Raw genomic sequence first — 15,839 nt, 5'->3', positions numbered from 1 at the left:
CAAGCCATGAGGCGACTGGAGCGCTCGTTGACCAGCGATGATTGCCTTATCAAAGAGAACAGGACCAGGATCGCGTCCATGTAAAACGGGTTCGCAGAGCGCGTGGTACAGGAGTTACGTTTAAATACGTAATAGCTTGCGGCGTCTGACGCGAACCAGAAAAAGCCCGCGGCAGAACCGCGGGCTTTTCTTTGACCTAAACCGATTAAAATTTAGCCCAAAAAATTTTTAGTTGTCTTCGCCGATGGTAGCGATGCGCAGCATATTGGTTGATCCTGGTGTGCCGAATGGTACACCTGCGGAAACGATAATCCGCTGACCTTCCTGCGCTACGCCTTCCTGACGTGCCAATTGGCAAGCCCGTTCAACCATTGCGTCTTCGTTGTTGGCGTCGAGGTTTGCCACACAGTGCAGGCCCCAGCCAATGGTCATACGACGAACGATCCGGATATCCGGCGAGAAGGCAATGATCGGCTTTTCCGGGCGCTCACGGGAAGCGCGCAGGGCTGTGCCGCCGGACGCCGTGTAGCAGACGATTGCAGCCAAATCGAGTGTTTCGGCAACCTGGCTTGCAGCTGCGGTGATTGCATCAGCACCGGTGGCTTCTGGTTCGGTCCGCTGCGCGTGAATGATGCCGCGGTACAGATCGTCCTTTTCAACTTCCTGAGCAATGCGGTCCATCGTTGACACTGCTTCAACCGGGAATTCGCCAGCTGCAGACTCTGCCGACAGCATGATTGCATCAGCGCCTTCAAATACCGCCGTTGCCACGTCAGAAACCTCTGCGCGGGTCGGTACTGGCGCCGTGATCATGCTTTCCAGCATCTGTGTTGCCACAACAACAGGCTTGCCAGCCCGACGGCATGCGCGAGTCATGCGCTTTTGCAGGCCTGGAACCTGTTCCAGCGGCATTTCAACGCCGAGATCGCCGCGTGCAATCATGATGGCGTCTGCCAACTCTATGATCTCGTTGAGGCGCTCAATAGCCTGCGGCTTTTCGATCTTTGCAAGCACACCAACCTTGCCTTTGGCAACATTGTGAACTTCTTGAAGGTCGTCCGGGCGTTGTACGAAGGACAGGGCAACCCAGTCCACGTCGGCGTCCAGAGCGGCCACAAGGTCCTTGCGGTCCTTTTCGGTCAGTGCGCCAACAGGGATTTCTGTGTCAGGAACACTGACGCCCTTGCGGTTGGAAAGCTTGCCGCCCACTTCAACAGTGGTTTCACAGCGATCCGGAGAGGCCTTGGTGACGCGCAAGCGGATCTTGCCGTCGTCCAACAGCAGGCGATGGCCGGCTTCAAGGCTGCTTAGGATTTCCGGGTGTGGAAGGTGTACACGGTTGACGTCACCCGGTGTCGGGTCATCGTCCAGTACGAAGGTTGCACCGTTTTCCAGCATAACCTTTTGGTCGCCTTCAAACGTGCCAACGCGAAGTTTCGGACCCTGAAGGTCCGCAAGGATGCCGATGGGTCGATCGACTTCCTGCTCCACTTCACGGATCCGGCCAACGAGGTTGTTGAGGATCTCGTGGCTGGAGTGGCTCATGTTGATGCGGAACACGTCCGCGCCAGCCTGCCAAAGCTTTTTGATCGTCTCTTTATCAGAAGAGGACGGGCCGAGGGTTGCGAGGATTTTCACCCGTCTATTGCGCTTCATCGTCCACCTGTTCCTTGCTTTGTCGGTTCAGTCAGCTGGACCGTCCAGCTGCTCTGTTCGCCTGTGTCTATTTCAAAAAAGCCTGCGCGTTCGTAACCACGTGCAACGCAGTCTTCGATCCCGCGAATGGTGAACTCCTTCTGACGGACACACATGAATGCCTGTCCGCCCCATTCGCCGATCTTATCGTTTTCTGCAGCGTAAATGTAATAGTATCGTGACTGTAAATCACCCGGGATTAGTGTTTCGCAGCTGTTTTTGGAAAGATTCCACCAGCCTTCGGTTACCCAATCCGCGTTATCACGGTACCCGATTGCTATGCTCACTGTGTCATCGGTCTTGTTACATAACCGGAGATCAGCGAGTGCTGGGGATGCACTTAGCATGCATAAGGCCCCAAATAGGACAGCCGTCAGTTCTTTTTTGCCGAATGCCTTGCGTGGAGCAAGGCCGGATGAACGTTGGTTTCTGGACAGTCTCATAACAATCTTTACAGCTACAATCGGCAGTTTAATGCTTTTTGTTAGACGCCTTGTCAATGTGACCGAGTGCGATCACGCCCCTTAAACAAGGCATCAGACACAGGCCCCCACGCAGCAATGCAATCAAGAAACCTGAAGCTCCGTTTTGGCCACACAAAAACGGCATGAAAATGTCTTTTCAGCCGCGCCGTCCAGTCCTCTCCGGAGAGTGGCTTCCTTTGCAATCAGGAGGCGAAAATCAACTGCATACTCTGCTTGGCATTAGCGTCATGGAGGCCAACTGGCCGCCCGGCGCAAGCCTATTTATGGTGTGATCCGGGTCTTGGGATCAAGATAAAAAAAGCGGGCTAGGCACGGGCATTGGTCTAAAACGACGCTGTTATATATGAGGCTATGTAGATTTTACAGAGGCATAGCCTTGTTCCTAGTGATGAGTTGGCAAATCAAGAGCTGCGCTGGACGCCCGGTTAGCTGCCGTTTTCAGATGTTGCAGGAGTCTTGAGTAACATGTGGCTTTTGTAAGATGTCAAAGGTATTTCCGAGGGTGCCAAGGTTCCTCCTCTACAATTTTTGAGTGGGGAAAACAGCGTGTGCTACGGGGCACGTTACGTCAACGGTGCCTGTCAATTGTGGCGAGACGGTCATGGCGAATGTGGCATGCTAGGGATTGTGTGCGGTTGAATACGTAACGCGCGATTTTGTCACGGGATATCTTGTTTGTCACTGCAGTTTGACGGGGCTAGCCTGCAATTTAACGGCGTAGCACAGGTGTGCCGACTCAGCGGTTCGGACGTGCCTGGAGAACCGCAATAAGGATGATAGCGCCACCGGCGATCTGCAATAAGGTAAGAGTCTCGGATAGAATGATCCATGCCACGCCGGCGGCGACGACTGCTTCCAAAAAAATGACCAAAGATGAGTAGGCGGCGGACAGATGTCCCAATGCATAGGCCAGCAATCCTTGGCCGCCTGCATGAGACAAGAGTGCAATCGCAATCAATGCCGACAATCCTTTGACTGTATCGGGTAGAAAGTCTCCCTCCATCAGCCACGCGGCAATGAAAAGCAAAGCTGCTGTTATGAGTGAACTTCGAAACATGAGCAGACCGCTTCCGATCCCACTCGTGCGTGCTGCGCGCATTGCCAGAAAGTAGCTGCCGAAGAAGACGGAGGTCAGGATGCCGAAGGCATCTCCAAAGAGGTGCTCTGGATTGGCGGAGAACGAAGACCCGGTCAAAGCCGCTGCACCAGCAAGGCAAAGCCCGAGACTTGCCCACATTCGCAACGTTACGTGCTCTTTCAGTACAAGGCCGGACATCAGGAGCACCCAAACCGGTGCCATCGTGGCGAGGAAAGTCGCATTTGCGATGGTGGTGTGCATTATGGCCAAGTGCCAACAAATCAAATCACCAGCGAAAACCGCACCAGCAACAAAGGTCGCGGGCGACCACTGCGGCGCGTTGTCTTGCTCAGCTTCCTGATGGTTGCGCTCGGCACGGGCCCACAGCGCGATAATGGGCAGTGCCAGTGCTACGCGCCAAAATGCACTTGTCAGAGGGCCGACTTCCGCCAATCGGACGAAGATGGGTGAAATGCCCATGGCCGTCGCGCCTGCCAACACCGCGAGGAAGGGCAACAGTAGAGGCGAAGCTGTTGGAACATGCGTGCTTTGGTGGTTTGCCTTCACGATGCGCTTCCCGATTGTGATTTGACCTAAGGGTAACGAAGATCGGTGGCTAGGCAATCGTTCAATGCCTAATCTTTCGCAGCATGCAAAGTGGAGAGTGAGCAGCGATATATTTTAGTGTTTTGCATTGATACTGGGACAACCTGTGTACCGCGTGCATGAACTCCGCCTTGATGTTGACCCCCCCTCCAAGTTCTGGCAGCTACAACGCACATCATTTTTTAGCGACCAACATTCGAGGATTCTTGCATGGTTGACACTGGAGGTGTTGCTGCAGACCAGCTGCGGGCCTTTATAGAGCGCGTTGAGCGCCTTGAGGAAGAAAAGAAGGTGATCGCAGACGACATCAAGGACGTCTATGCGGAAGCAAAAGGCAATGGCTTTGATGTGAAGGTCATGCGGAAGATTGTTTCCATGCGCAAGCGCAAGCCGCATGAGCGTGAGGAAGAAGAGGCCGTGATGGACCTCTATCTTCATGCGCTTGGCATGGCGGGACCATCTGGTGATCCTGAATAAATCTAATCAAGCTTCAAGCTTTGCTGAAATGAAAACGGCCCCGTATTGCGGGGCCGTTTTTTGTATCATTTCGAAGTTATGCGATTCACAAATGTGACGGCTGTACCAGAGAAACGGTCATGCCGTTGTTGTGTCATATCCTTTGAGAACCCGTTGGCCACTATGGAATTGACTGCGGTAGTCAGGCCTTCGATTTCCCGTTGGTTGGGATGGTAAAGGTAGGCAAGGCCCCAATTCCTTGCAGTTTCGTCCTGCGACAACATCAGTGTGCTGGAAGGTGCTGGTCGCCCGGCAAAAGTCGCGAGCGGGTCAGGAATGTGGCCTGCAATTGTTGCCGTTTGAGCTGCAGAATCAGAGGGCGGCGGTAGCAACGCATTCAAGCCAGTACGCCCGGTTGATGTATCGGATCGTGCGTTGCCTGTGGGTGCATAAGCCGCCAGTTGAATATTGTCAGGTTTGCGTTCCGGCTGCGCTTCACCCGCCAATGCGGCAATAGCATCTACTGCGGTACGCGGAGACCGAGGATGCGGCACGGCCGATGTCGGGGCTTGGGCACTTGCCATTTGTATGAGCTCAGCTGGCTTGCCACGCGGTGCAATGGCGATGATGTTGGCAGCATCTGTCTCGGCTTCGGCAGCCGTCTCCGCTTCATCGCGCAAGGACGGCTTGACTGGCGGCGGGATTGAGGCAGCCGCCAATTGAATGGCGGTGGGTTGTTCTGGCTGGGATGTTGATGTTGCGCGTTTCGGCTCTGGAATTACGCTGACCGGGTCGTTCGACTGGGCTCGCGCCAGAACCGTGGGGTTGTTGCGCCGGGTACTGGGTGTTGTTTCAGCTTCATCTTCATCACCGCCGGTAAACAGGCGGGTAAAGAAATTGGAACCGCTGCTACTGCCTGAAGATCGTGCACTTGCCACGGCCGTTCGGCTGCCACCACTGTCACGCCGTTTGATTTCCGCCAGTGCGAGCTGGTAGCCCTTCAATGGTTTGCCGTCAGTTGGAATATGAATGGTCTTTCCATCTGGAAAGACCCTGGCAAGCTGGCTGCGAGTCATGCGCGGCCAATGACGGACACTTCCTGTATCCATGTGCACGAACGGTGTGTTCGAGCGTGGATAATAGCCGACACCGCCAATGTGCTTGCGCAGACCGATGGACCTGAGCTTGGCTACATTGACGCCCGGGATAAAGAAGTCCATGGCGCGGCCCTGCGTGTGCTGGCTTTTCTTGGCCACACCACTGGAGCGCTTGCGCAGCATGTTGTTCGTCTTCAAGGACCGGTAGCCGGAAACCACGTGAATGTATTCGTTCGTATTGGCTTTTTGGTAGACTTCCCAAATCAGATCGAACAGCTCCGGATCCATATCGGTGGGCTCATTCCGGCGCCAGTCGCGCATGAAATGGTTCAGTTCCTTGAGGCCAGATCGGATATACCGCCCATTGCGCTTGAAGGTAATGTCGGCCCGCTCTTTGGTATGGGTATTGTACAGCTTCAGGGTTCGTGTCTCTGCGCTGGCATCTGCTGTGCTGAATACAGCGAGCGCGCAACAGGCGAGGGTCACGGCGATCAGGTGTGACCTGAACACGCCACGCAGTCCCTTTGGCCCGAAGAGTGATCGGTTACGCAAATCAAACTCGCTTTCTTGCGTTTATTAAATGAACATTAGCCCCAAAGGTTCATTTAAACGGACACAGGTTAATGAGCATTTACCCTGTTTTACGATAGATTTTGAGAATATCTGTTTTCCAGCATTCCAACAAAAGAAGGCCTAAATGCAGCACACGCCTGCACTTTACTCCTGATATCCTAACGTAATGCAGGGGTATGTCCTGTGATTCCCTGTGGATAATTAGGGATTACTGGAGATCCAACGCCTCAATAACCTTTTCGTTGTGCCCGTAGACGTCCGGTCGACGCTGCAGATTGCCGTTGGAATCAACGAATGCCGTAAAGTAGGTGAGGTGAATTGGGATCTGACGTTCCAAGTTTACCTGCTTTTGTCGGCCACCAAGCAAGCTGCGTATTTTCTGGCCCGTCAATGTTTCTTGCAGGTCCATCAAGGCATCCGCGAATTCAAATGGATTTTGTACGCGCACACAGCCGTGGGAAAATGCCCGTGTTGACCGGCGGAACAGCGACTTGGACGGGGTGTCATGCAAGTAGACATGATGCTTGTTGGGAAACATGAACTTGATGTCTCCCAACGCGTTGCCTGAGCCCGGACGTTGCCGAATGCGCAGGTTCTGGAAAGTTACCCCTGCCCAGTTCACGCGATTTGGATCAACAACTTTGCCTCCCGCCAGAATCTCGTAGTTTCCCCGCATCAGATAAGCCTGCGGGTTACGGCGCAGTTGCGGCAAGATTTCCTTAGAGGCGATGGAGTAAGGCACATTCCAATAAGGATTGACGATTACGTGGCTCATCCTGTCGGAGAATACCGGTGTCTTGTTGGATTTCTTTCCCACTACAACCCGTGTTTCATGGAGGGTCTGGCCGTCATGTCGAAGTCGGACCATGAATTCTGGTATATTGACCTGAAGATAGGTGTCTCCCAAGTCCCTCGGCATCCAGCGCCAGCGCTCCATATTGGCGATGATGTCGCTCACAGGATCTCCTGAAACTGTTGCATTGAGGGCCAGCAATGTGCGCGGACCCACGACGCCATCGTCGTTCAGGCCATTGGCTCGTTGGAACGCTTTTACAGCCGCACGCAGATCTTCAGTGAAACGGTTGGTGTCCTCTGGCATTTTTGCGGGTGCCGCAAGTCTCTCCCGCAGAACCGCAATTCGGTCTCCTGTCGATCCAAAACGCAGCAGACCGCCTTCCGGCACCTTCACAACATCGGCGGTTGCTGATGTTTGCTTCCGGAGGATGGCCAATTGTTCTTTAAGCGCATTGTACTCTGGATGGGGTGGATGGAATTGCGCCAAAATGGTTCCTGGTTGCGGACTGCGGTGAATGCGCTCCAAGGCTTCCACCGGGTCGGGTCTGGACGGTTCTATGGAGATGCTTGATGAGATGCTGCGCGGGCTAACCGTGCCAGATTGGGCATCCTCAGCATAAGCAAGCACCGATTGTGTCAAGGTGAAATCTGCCCGAGCGAGTTGCTCTGGTGTTAGTTCTTGCGCGTCATCTTTTGCAAGGGCCGGGATTGGATAGTTTGAGGAGGCGAGCCCATCTTCATCAGCGCGTTTGAGCTGTTCAATGGCGTTATGCGCTGCTGACGTCAGCTCTCCATTCTTGAACCATGCGGGCTGGAACCCGCGCCGTTCATAAAACAATTCTGCGGCAGCGCGATCGCGCTTTTGCCGAAAGTTGAGATGCACCGTATTTTCGTGGAACGCCGCGCGAATCGTAGTTTGCGCCGGGGTGTTCATGAGGGATATGGCGGTGGTGTCCTGCGGCCATACCTCATCTGCCACGATGGCACGCGCTGGCGTTGCAATTTGTGCTGCTAACAGCCCGATGGCGATCAGGCTGACCCGAATTCCGATTGTACGCTGCATTTGCTGTCCCGATTTTCAGCAGTTCCCCTGCGCTTCCTCCAAGCGCAGCTGTCTATCGCCCCACAGCCGCGCGGTTGTTCAAGTCTTCTAGGGTATCGCTACGGTAGATTCAAGCAACGCTTTTATCGTCGAGGCCATACTCCTTAAGCTTGCGATACAGCGTAGAGCGTCCAATGCCGAGGCGCTTGGCGACTTCGGTCATGCGTCCGCCATAATGGCTGATTGCAAGACGGATCAACTCTGCTTCCGCATCATCCAGGCGGCGAACATGGCCGGTGTCATCAATGGAGCGCATGAAGCCGAACGGAGCGGTGCTGCTATCAAAAGCGCTGCGGACTTCGGTCTGAATGAACTCCTGATCCTGAAGGTCCTCTTGGGTGAGGGTGACTTTATTGCCAACTTCGTGTGTGGCAATCATCTCATCGGACGGCGCAGTCTTGGCAGGTGCAGCAGTCTGCGCGATTTGAGGAAAGTCATCTACTGAAAGATGAGCTCCATCACACAACACCACCGCACGGTATACGGCATTTTCAAGCTGACGAATGTTGCCCGGCCACTCGTAGGATTGCAGCATTTGTAGCGCTTGCCGATCAATACCTGTAACCTGAGGCTTGCTCTCTTCTGCAGCAAAGCGTGCAATGAAATATCGGACCAAGTTGGGTATATCCTCCAACCGGTCCTTGAGGGGGGGCACCCAAATGGGAAAAACATTGAGGCGGTAATACAGATCTTCGCGGAACTTGCCTTCCTTGACCTGATCCAGAAGACGTCGATTGGTGGCTGAGATCAGACGGAAATCAACCTTAACCGGTTTGCGGGCGCCAACCGGATCCACTTCGCCCTCTTGAAGGGCGCGCAAGAGTTTCACTTGGACGTCAAGCGGAAGTTCACCGACTTCATCAAGGAACAGCGTGCCTCCATTGGCTTCCTGAAATTTGCCGATATGCCGATCCACGGCACCGGTGAACGCCCCTTTTTCATGGCCAAAAAGGATGGATTCCACCAGATGATCGGGAATAGCGCCGCAGTTTACTGTGATGAAGGGTTTGGAGCGTCGATCGCTGCTACCTTGTATGGCGCGGGCGATAAGTTCCTTACCAACACCGGATTCCCCTTCAATTAGAATTGGGATGGTGGATGAGGCTGCTTTTTCGCCAAGCCTCAGCACGCGGTCCATGGTTTCAGAGCGAGTGACAATATTTTTGAAGGTCAGGGTACCGGTGGTCTGGCTGTGGATGCGTGTAATCTCGTCTTCCAGCGCAGAAACCTTGAGCATATTACGGATGGAAACTTCCAGCCTTTCCGGACCAACTGGCTTGACCACAAAATCCTGCGCGCCAGCCCGCATGGCTTTGACGACTGTGTCGATCCCGCCGTGAGCGGTTTGCACAATCACTGGAATCTTGTTTTTCGCCGCTCGCAGCTGTGTCAACACGGCTATACCGTCCACTTGCGGCATGACAAGGTCGAGGATGACAAGATCGAAGTCGCTTGCCTTGTCTCCCGTGAGCAGCTCCAGTGCGCGTGCGCCGTCTGAAGCCGTGTTGGATTTGTAGCCAAAACGCTTCACCGCTTCTTCGAGTAGTCGGCGTTGGACTGGATCGTCGTCGACGATAAGAATGCGGCCACTCATATACTCACCCACCTGTCATCTCGGTATTTTTGCTATTCGGCTGTGCCATTGCGGGGCATTCTGACGGGAGTTTAGTAAATAAATTGCCCAAGACCGATGGGGACGGTCCGAAAACATGCCATTGCAACCTGAAGAAATGCAGTCATATTTAAGGAAACGTTGCCGGGTTGCCTAAGGCTCGGCAAATCCTTGAACTCGCGAACCTCCACGGATACGCAATGGATCACTTGTCTGCCTCTATTCATTCAGTAAAAACAAAGGCTTCAGCGTCAGAAGGCGTGGCGGGCGAAATGGGCCAGCTCCCGCGTTGGGATTTGTCAGTGCTTTATCCATCAATGGATGACGACAGCGTGAACCGCGATCTCGAGCGTGCGCAGAATGAAGCAGAGGCGTTTGAGGCGGCCTATAAGGGAAAGCTTGCCGAGATTGCAAAGGACTCGGGTGCGAGCCTGGCCAAAGTGATCCGTGAATACGAAGCCCTGGAAGATTTGATGGGTCGCATCGCCTCGTTTGCAGGCCTTTGTTACACGGAAAACACCACGGATCCAAAGCGGCAGAAGTTCTATGGCGATGTGCAGGAAAAATTGACCGCTTCCAGCGTGCATCTACTTTTCTTCACGCTCGAGCTTAATCGCATTGAGGATGTCGTGTTGGATACCGCCGCCGAGAACCCGGAGCTGGCGCACTTCAAGCCTTGGTTGGATGATATTCGCAAGGAACGGCCGCATCAACTTGACGACAAGATCGAGCAGCTGTTTCACGAAAAGCATGTTTCTGGTGCGGCGGCCTGGAACAGGCTGTTCGACGAGACAATATCTGCGTCGCGCTACGAGGTGGATGGCCAGGAGCTTTCAATTGAGCCGACCTTGAACCTTTTACAGGATCACGACCCTGCCAAGCGGAAGGCGGCGGCGCAAGCGCTCTCCAAGACATTTGCCAAGAATCTCAGCGTGTTCACCCTCATTACAAATACGTTGGCCAAGGACAAGGAAACGTTTGATCGTTGGCACAATTTTGAAGATGTCGCGGATAGTCGGCATTTGGCAAACCGTGTTGAGCGCGAGGTCGTTGATGCGCTTGTAGCGGCCGTGCGTGAGGCGTATCCGCGCCTTTCTCATCGGTATTACGCGATGAAGGCGAGATGGCTCGGCACGGAGCAAATGAATTTTTGGGACCGCAATGCGCCACTTCCGCAGGCGGATACCCGCACCATACCGTGGGATGAAGCGCGTCAAACCGTATTGACGGCGTATGGTAAGTTTTCTCCAGAGCTTGCGGACATTGCGAAGCGCTTTTTCGACAATAACTGGATTGATGCGCCTGCTGTACCAGGAAAGGCTCCCGGTGCGTTCGCGCACCCGACTGTGCCCAGTGCGCATCCATATGTGTTGTTGAACTATCAGGGCAAAATTCGGGATGTCATGACATTGGCGCATGAGTTGGGACACGGCGTTCATCAGGTTCTAGCGGGCCCGAACGGTGCTTTGATGGCTCCGACACCACTGACATTGGCTGAGACCGCTAGCGTGTTTGGCGAAATGCTGACCTTTCGCGATCTTCTGGCGGGCGCTGAGACCGCAGAAAAGAAGCGGATCATGATTGCAGCTAAGGTGGAGGACATGATCAATACTGTCGTAAGACAGATTGCGTTCTACACCTTCGAACGGCAGGTGCATGAAGAGCGACGTCAAGGTGAATTGACACAAGAGCGTCTTGCCGAGATCTGGATGGACGTGCAGAAGGAAAGCCTGGGTCCAGCAATTAATACCGAAGGTGGCTATGAAAACTTCTGGACGTATATTCCGCATTTCATTCACTCGCCATTTTATGTCTATGCGTACGCGTTTGGCGATTGTCTCGTAAACTCGCTCTACGCGGTTTATGAAGAGGCAGAGACAGGCTTCCAGGAAAAGTACTTCGAGCTTTTGAAAGCAGGTGGGACGAAGCATCACAGCGAGCTTTTGGCGCCGTTTGGACTAGATGCTAGCGATCCCGGTTTCTGGCAAAAGGGTTTGTCCGTTATTGAGCGGTTGATAGATGAGCTGGAAGAAATGGACCGTGCGTCCGCGTAACATGAACTGAAGTCTGACTAGATGGATGGCCTTGTCACGTATTGTGGCAGGGCCATTTTACTGCGCTCCGATCTACCCTGGCCGGAACTTGAATGCATGGCTACGGGGGACGATTAGCAAGAGGCTAACTTCGTTTTCAAATCCTTGAAACCACGCCAAAACAGGAGGCCTTCCAACGCCAGTACTGGTGTTGCGAAGAAGGGTAAGAAAATTGTGAGCAGCGACGTGGAAGATGCGGGCGCTGGGACAAGGCTCACATAAAGCAGCAGCGCGGCGATCGGTAGAACCTGACTGTACACGAACAGACGAAATGACAGTGGCAGGTCCTCGAAATGAATTCGGGGATGATCAGTGTGTCGTGAAGCCATACCTGTCCCTGTTTCAAAGAAAGTATTGAATTCTGTTTCGTTTCAAATTCTAGCGATTGTTGAGATGGAGTCTCGCGCATTTGCTTTTGGTCGTTAATCAATCATGAAAGAATCGTTTTTTCTCTCCTGAAATTGTTGGTGGGTACTTATGAGTAGCAAGGGTTTGCGAGGGCCGTCTGCGCGTTGGCATTGAGCCTACGCGAAAGGCCTGCTAAACCCTGCTCCAGATCTGTTCAGAAAAACGAGGACACGCATGATCCCGCGCTATTCGCGGCCCGACATGGTCGCCATTTGGTCTCCGGAGACAAAGTTCCGGATTTGGTTCGAAATCGAAGCTCATGCGTGTGATGCGCTGGCGGAGTTGGGTGTGATTCCGAAGGAATCGGCCAAAGTGATCTGGGAGAAGGGCGGCCCTGCGACCTTCGATATTGATCGCATTGATGAGATCGAGCGGGAAACCAAGCATGATGTGATTGCGTTTCTGACCCATCTCGCTGAAATCGTCGGACCGGATGCGCGCTTCGTACACCAGGGTATGACCTCTTCGGATGTTCTGGATACATGCTTTAATGTTCAACTGGTGCGAGCGGCCGATCTGTTGATTGCCGATATGGAGAAGTTGCTGGCTGCCTTGAAGCGCCGCGCTTTTGAACACAAGGACACTGTTACCATTGGTCGGTCACACGGCATTCATGCGGAACCGGTCACATTCGGAATGAAAATGGCTCAGGCTTATGCCGAGTTTGATCGATGCAAGAAGCGTCTCGAAATGGCCCGCGAGGAAATTGCAACCTGCGCCATCTCCGGGGCTGTTGGTACGTTTGCAAATATCGACCCGCGCGTTGAAGAGCATGTGGCAGCCAAGTTGGGTCTTGGTGTAGAGCCGGTGTCAACACAGGTGATCCCGCGGGATCGCCATGCCATGTTCTTCGCAACATTGGGTGTTGTGGCTTCGTCGATTGAGCGTCTTGCCACCGAGGTTCGTCATTTGCAGCGAACGGAAGTATTGGAGGCTGAAGAGTTCTTTTCCAAGGGACAGAAGGGCTCTTCTGCAATGCCGCACAAGCGCAATCCGGTATTGACGGAGAACCTGACTGGATTGGCTCGCATGGTTCGATCCTATGCCTTGCCTGCGATGGAGAACGTCGCGCTTTGGCATGAACGCGATATTTCGCACTCCTCTGTTGAACGGATGATCGGACCTGATGCAACTGTGACGCTCGATTTTGCTCTTGCCCGTCTGACCAATGTGATGGAAAACCTCGTGGTATATCCAGAGCGGATGATGGGCAACATGGATCGTCTTGGCGGTCTGGTGCATTCCCAGCGTATTCTGCTTGCGTTGACACAGGCCGGGTGTTCCCGCGAGGACAGCTACCGTCTGGTCCAGCGCAACGCGATGAAGGTGTGGGACAGTTATCAGACGACTGGTGAAGCAAAGGTCGACTTTCTGACCGAACTGCTGGCGGATGAGGAAGTGCGCAAATATCTCTCTGAAGAGCAAGTGCGCGAACGGTTTGATCTTGGTTATCACACCAAGAACGTCGACACGATTTTCAACCGGGTTTTCAAGGACGCGTGATTGGCGGTCAACCTTGACCTGGGTTTCCAATGACAAGCCGCGCTCTATGAGTGCGGCTTGTCATTGAATGGATTGGACCTGATGAATTGATTCTATCCAGTTCATGGGGTTTCATCGACCCGGGTTGAGATGAAGCCGGTGGCAGGTGTGAGGCTCGCGAATCGACAGCCTGTGACTTGTTCTTTCCAAACCGATACAGATTTGTGTGAGGCCATCCATGAAAATCTCTGAAGTGGAAACGCTGTTCGTCGCAGGATGGAAGGGTTCTGGACCAAACCATTGGCAGAGCCGTTGGCAAGCGAAGTTGTCTACTGCCCGCCGGGTGGAACAAAAGGATTGGGAAAACCCGAAACTAGACGACTGGGTAGAACAACTGGTGCGCGATGTTGAGCGTGCCTCGAAGCCGGTTGTTTTGGTAGCTCACTCGCTCGGCGTGGCTACCGTGGTACATGCCGCACCCCGGATGCAACATTGGGTGAAGGGCGCTTATTTGGTGGCCTGTCCTGATGTGGACGACAGCAGCCGGGTGCCTGAGTCGCTGCGTGATTTCGGTCCCTTGCCGACCTCGCCCCTTCCTTTCAAGGCTCAGTTGACGGCAAGCCGAAGCGATCCTTATTGCTCATGGGACAGGGCTCAACAATTGGCAGGGCATTGGGGCATCCTCTTGCAAGATGCTGGTGAAAGTGGGCACTTGAATGAAGAGAGCGGGCAGGGGCCGTGGCCGGAGGGCTTGATTTCCTTCGCGCATTTCATGAAAGCGCTCTGACTGTTGCTGTCGTCTTTTTCCTCTGGTTTGCGGTCGCTTCATGTGAGCTGTTGTCCTCTACGGGGTTGTCCCTATCTTATTGAGAGTGCGAACACGCATCAGGAGGACTCAAGCGAGTCTATCCGCACTGTCGAGAAGGGTTGGGAGCAGGAATGGCCAGTGAACGAGATCGGGAATCAAACCGACTGAGTGCGCGCGTCGGGCGGTATGCGCGTGTCGGAGCGAACATGAGCGGTCTTGCTGCCAAAATGGCCAGCGCCCGTCTTTTTGGTGGTGAGCTGGACAAATCCGCCAATGCAGCGGAAATCAGAGAGGTTCTAGGCAATTTGAAAGGCCCCATGATGAAGGTGGCTCAGTTGCTTGCAACCATTCCCGATGCGGTGCCGCCGGAATACGCGTCCGAACTGGCAAACCTGCAGAGCAATGCCCCGCCGATGGGATGGGGTTTTGTCAAACGCCGCATGCGTGCTGAGCTGGGTGCCGGGTGGCAAGAGCGTTTCGGCTCGTTCGACCATCATCCATCAGCGGCTGCCTCTCTTGGTCAGGTTCACCGAGCGACGTCTCATGAAGGGGTTCCGCTTGCCTGCAAGCTTCAGTATCCGGATATGGATAGTGCTGTTGAAGCTGATCTTGCTCAGTTTGATATGCTGCTTGGCCTACATCGTCGTATGCGGCCCGCGATTGATACTTCGGATATTGGAGAGGAGATCGCTGAGCGTTTGCGTGAGGAGTTGGATTATCGGCGCGAAGCCAATAATGCAGCGCTCTATCGGGGGATTTTCTCTGATGATGACGAGATCCGCGTTCCTGATGTGATAACAGAGCTTTCCACTCGACGTTTGCTGACCATGAACTGGTTGTCCGGGCATCCTCTCTTGACCTTCAAGGAGCGGTCACTTGAAGCGCGCAATGAGATTGCACGGATGATGTTCAAGGCGTGGTGGGCTCCGTTTAGCCACTTTGGTGTCATTCATGGGGATCCTCATTTGGGGAACTACACGGTGGTGGAGCACCAAGGCCGACCGGAGGGCATCAACCTGCTGGATTACGGCTGTATACGCATCTTTCCCCCCGAGTTCGTCGAAGGGGTTGTCGATCTTTACAAGGGGCTGCTTGAGAACGATGAGCAGCGGGTGGTTTCGGCTTATGAGCGTTGGGGCTTCGAAGGACTGACGAAGGACCTGATTGAAATACTGAACATATGGGCTCGTTTCATCTACGGGCCCTTGCTTGCAGACCGTGTTCGGCCGATTGCTGAGGGCGTTTCTCCGGGCGCTTATGGGCGCAAAGAAGCGTTCCGGGTGCATCAGGCATTACGAGAGCTTGGGCCGGTTCGCGTGCCTCGATACTTTGTCTTCATGGACAGGGCGGCAATTGGTCTTGGGAGTGTGTTTCTCCACCTTCAGGCCGAACTGAACTATTATCGCCTGTTTAATGACCAGATCGATTCATTTGATGTTGAGCAATTGGCGCAGCGTCAGCGTCAGGCGCTGAGTGCAGCTGGATTGTCTTCATGATCGTTTCATGTTCAAAATCCAATGTCTTGTGATCGCTGACCAAAGGCCAGTTG

The 15,839-nt window shown here is 53.9% G+C and carries 11 protein-coding genes; 5 read left to right on the top strand and 6 right to left on the bottom strand.

Features of this window, described 5'->3' with window-relative positions; all coding sequences use genetic code 11:
- Window positions 1–228 precede the first annotated feature (228 nt).
- From pyk to G512_RS0107405, 3 genes are all read right to left on the bottom strand, one after another.
- A complete protein-coding gene (gene pyk / locus G512_RS0107425) occupies window positions 229–1,656 on the bottom strand; it encodes a pyruvate kinase (RefSeq protein ID WP_028481175.1) in 1,428 nt (475 codons plus the stop codon).
- A complete protein-coding gene (locus G512_RS0107420) occupies window positions 1,653–2,042 on the bottom strand; it encodes a DUF1036 domain-containing protein (RefSeq protein WP_322782954.1) in 390 nt (129 codons plus the stop codon). Before G512_RS0107420 ends, pyk begins: the two co-directional genes overlap by 4 nt.
- Window positions 2,043–2,916: 874 nt before the next feature.
- Window positions 2,917–3,825, bottom strand: a complete 909-nt coding sequence (locus tag G512_RS0107405; RefSeq protein ID WP_228130488.1) for a DMT family transporter — start codon at window positions 3,823–3,825, stop codon at window positions 2,917–2,919.
- Window positions 3,826–4,074: 249 nt separating this feature from the next.
- Here G512_RS0107405 and G512_RS0107400 point away from each other — a divergent pair, with 249 nt between their 5' ends.
- Entirely contained in the window at window positions 4,075–4,341 is a 267-nt protein-coding gene (locus G512_RS0107400) for a DUF2312 domain-containing protein (protein WP_028481172.1), read from the top strand.
- Between the two features lie 65 nt (window positions 4,342–4,406).
- Here G512_RS0107400 and G512_RS0107395 read toward each other — a convergent pair whose 3' ends face one another.
- The 3 genes from G512_RS0107395 to G512_RS0107385 all read right to left on the bottom strand — a co-directional run bounded on the left by G512_RS0107395 (window position 4,407) and on the right by G512_RS0107385 (window position 9,481).
- A complete protein-coding gene (locus G512_RS0107395; protein WP_456095379.1) occupies window positions 4,407–5,936 on the bottom strand; it encodes a DUF882 domain-containing protein in 1,530 nt (509 codons plus the stop codon).
- A 262-nt stretch (window positions 5,937–6,198) separates the two neighbouring features.
- On the bottom strand, window positions 6,199–7,848 hold the full coding sequence (locus tag G512_RS0107390; protein WP_028481170.1) for a L,D-transpeptidase family protein: 1,650 nt from the start codon (window positions 7,846–7,848) through the stop codon (window positions 6,199–6,201).
- Window positions 7,849–7,957: 109 nt separating this feature from the next.
- Window positions 7,958–9,481, bottom strand: coding sequence for a sigma-54-dependent transcriptional regulator (locus tag G512_RS0107385; RefSeq protein ID WP_028481169.1), 1,524 nt, complete (start codon window positions 9,479–9,481; stop codon window positions 7,958–7,960).
- A 218-nt stretch (window positions 9,482–9,699) separates the two neighbouring features.
- Between G512_RS0107385 and G512_RS0107380 the strand changes: the two genes are divergently transcribed.
- The 4 genes from G512_RS0107380 (at window position 9,700) to G512_RS0107360 (ending at window position 15,786) form a co-directional block, all read left to right on the top strand.
- On the top strand, window positions 9,700–11,553 hold the full coding sequence (locus G512_RS0107380) for a M3 family oligoendopeptidase (RefSeq protein WP_051269067.1): 1,854 nt from the start codon (window positions 9,700–9,702) through the stop codon (window positions 11,551–11,553).
- 621 nt (window positions 11,554–12,174) lie between these two features.
- Window positions 12,175–13,503, top strand: a complete 1,329-nt coding sequence (purB, locus tag G512_RS0107370; RefSeq protein WP_028481166.1) for an adenylosuccinate lyase — start codon at window positions 12,175–12,177, stop codon at window positions 13,501–13,503.
- A 217-nt stretch (window positions 13,504–13,720) separates the two neighbouring features.
- The gene (locus tag G512_RS0107365) at window positions 13,721–14,269 is read left to right on the top strand and encodes an RBBP9/YdeN family alpha/beta hydrolase (protein ID WP_028481165.1); all 549 of its coding nucleotides are present in this window, start codon (window positions 13,721–13,723) and stop codon (window positions 14,267–14,269) included.
- 152 nt (window positions 14,270–14,421) lie between these two features.
- Entirely contained in the window at window positions 14,422–15,786 is a 1,365-nt protein-coding gene (locus tag G512_RS0107360; RefSeq protein WP_028481164.1) for an ABC1 kinase family protein, read from the top strand.
- Window positions 15,787–15,839: the final 53 nt, after the last annotated feature.

It is taken from the genome of Pseudovibrio exalbescens DSM 16456 (assembly GCF_000422785.1).
Classification (GTDB): domain Bacteria; phylum Pseudomonadota; class Alphaproteobacteria; order Rhizobiales; family Stappiaceae; genus Pseudovibrio; species Pseudovibrio exalbescens.
This window is presented reverse-complemented; position numbering and strand designations above follow the sequence as displayed.

Excerpts from the sequence above, each read along its gene's own strand:
- G512_RS0107380 (WP_051269067.1), top strand. The coding sequence starts at position 9,700 with ATGGATCACTTGTCTGCCTCTATTCATTCAGTAAAAACAAAGGCTTCA.
- G512_RS0107360 (WP_028481164.1), top strand. The coding sequence starts at position 14,422 with ATGGCCAGTGAACGAGATCGGGAATCAAACCGACTGAGTGCGCGCGTC.
- G512_RS0107400 (WP_028481172.1), top strand. The coding sequence starts at position 4,075 with ATGGTTGACACTGGAGGTGTTGCTGCAGACCAGCTGCGGGCCTTTATA.
- G512_RS0107420 (WP_322782954.1), bottom strand. The coding sequence starts at position 2,042 with ATGCTAAGTGCATCCCCAGCACTCGCTGATCTCCGGTTATGTAACAAG.
- G512_RS0107385 (WP_028481169.1), bottom strand. The coding sequence starts at position 9,481 with ATGAGTGGCCGCATTCTTATCGTCGACGACGATCCAGTCCAACGCCGA.
- G512_RS0107390 (WP_028481170.1), bottom strand. The coding sequence starts at position 7,848 with ATGCAGCGTACAATCGGAATTCGGGTCAGCCTGATCGCCATCGGGCTG.
- purB (WP_028481166.1), top strand. The coding sequence starts at position 12,175 with ATGATCCCGCGCTATTCGCGGCCCGACATGGTCGCCATTTGGTCTCCG.
- G512_RS0107365 (WP_028481165.1), top strand. The coding sequence starts at position 13,721 with ATGAAAATCTCTGAAGTGGAAACGCTGTTCGTCGCAGGATGGAAGGGT.
- pyk (WP_028481175.1), bottom strand. The coding sequence starts at position 1,656 with ATGAAGCGCAATAGACGGGTGAAAATCCTCGCAACCCTCGGCCCGTCC.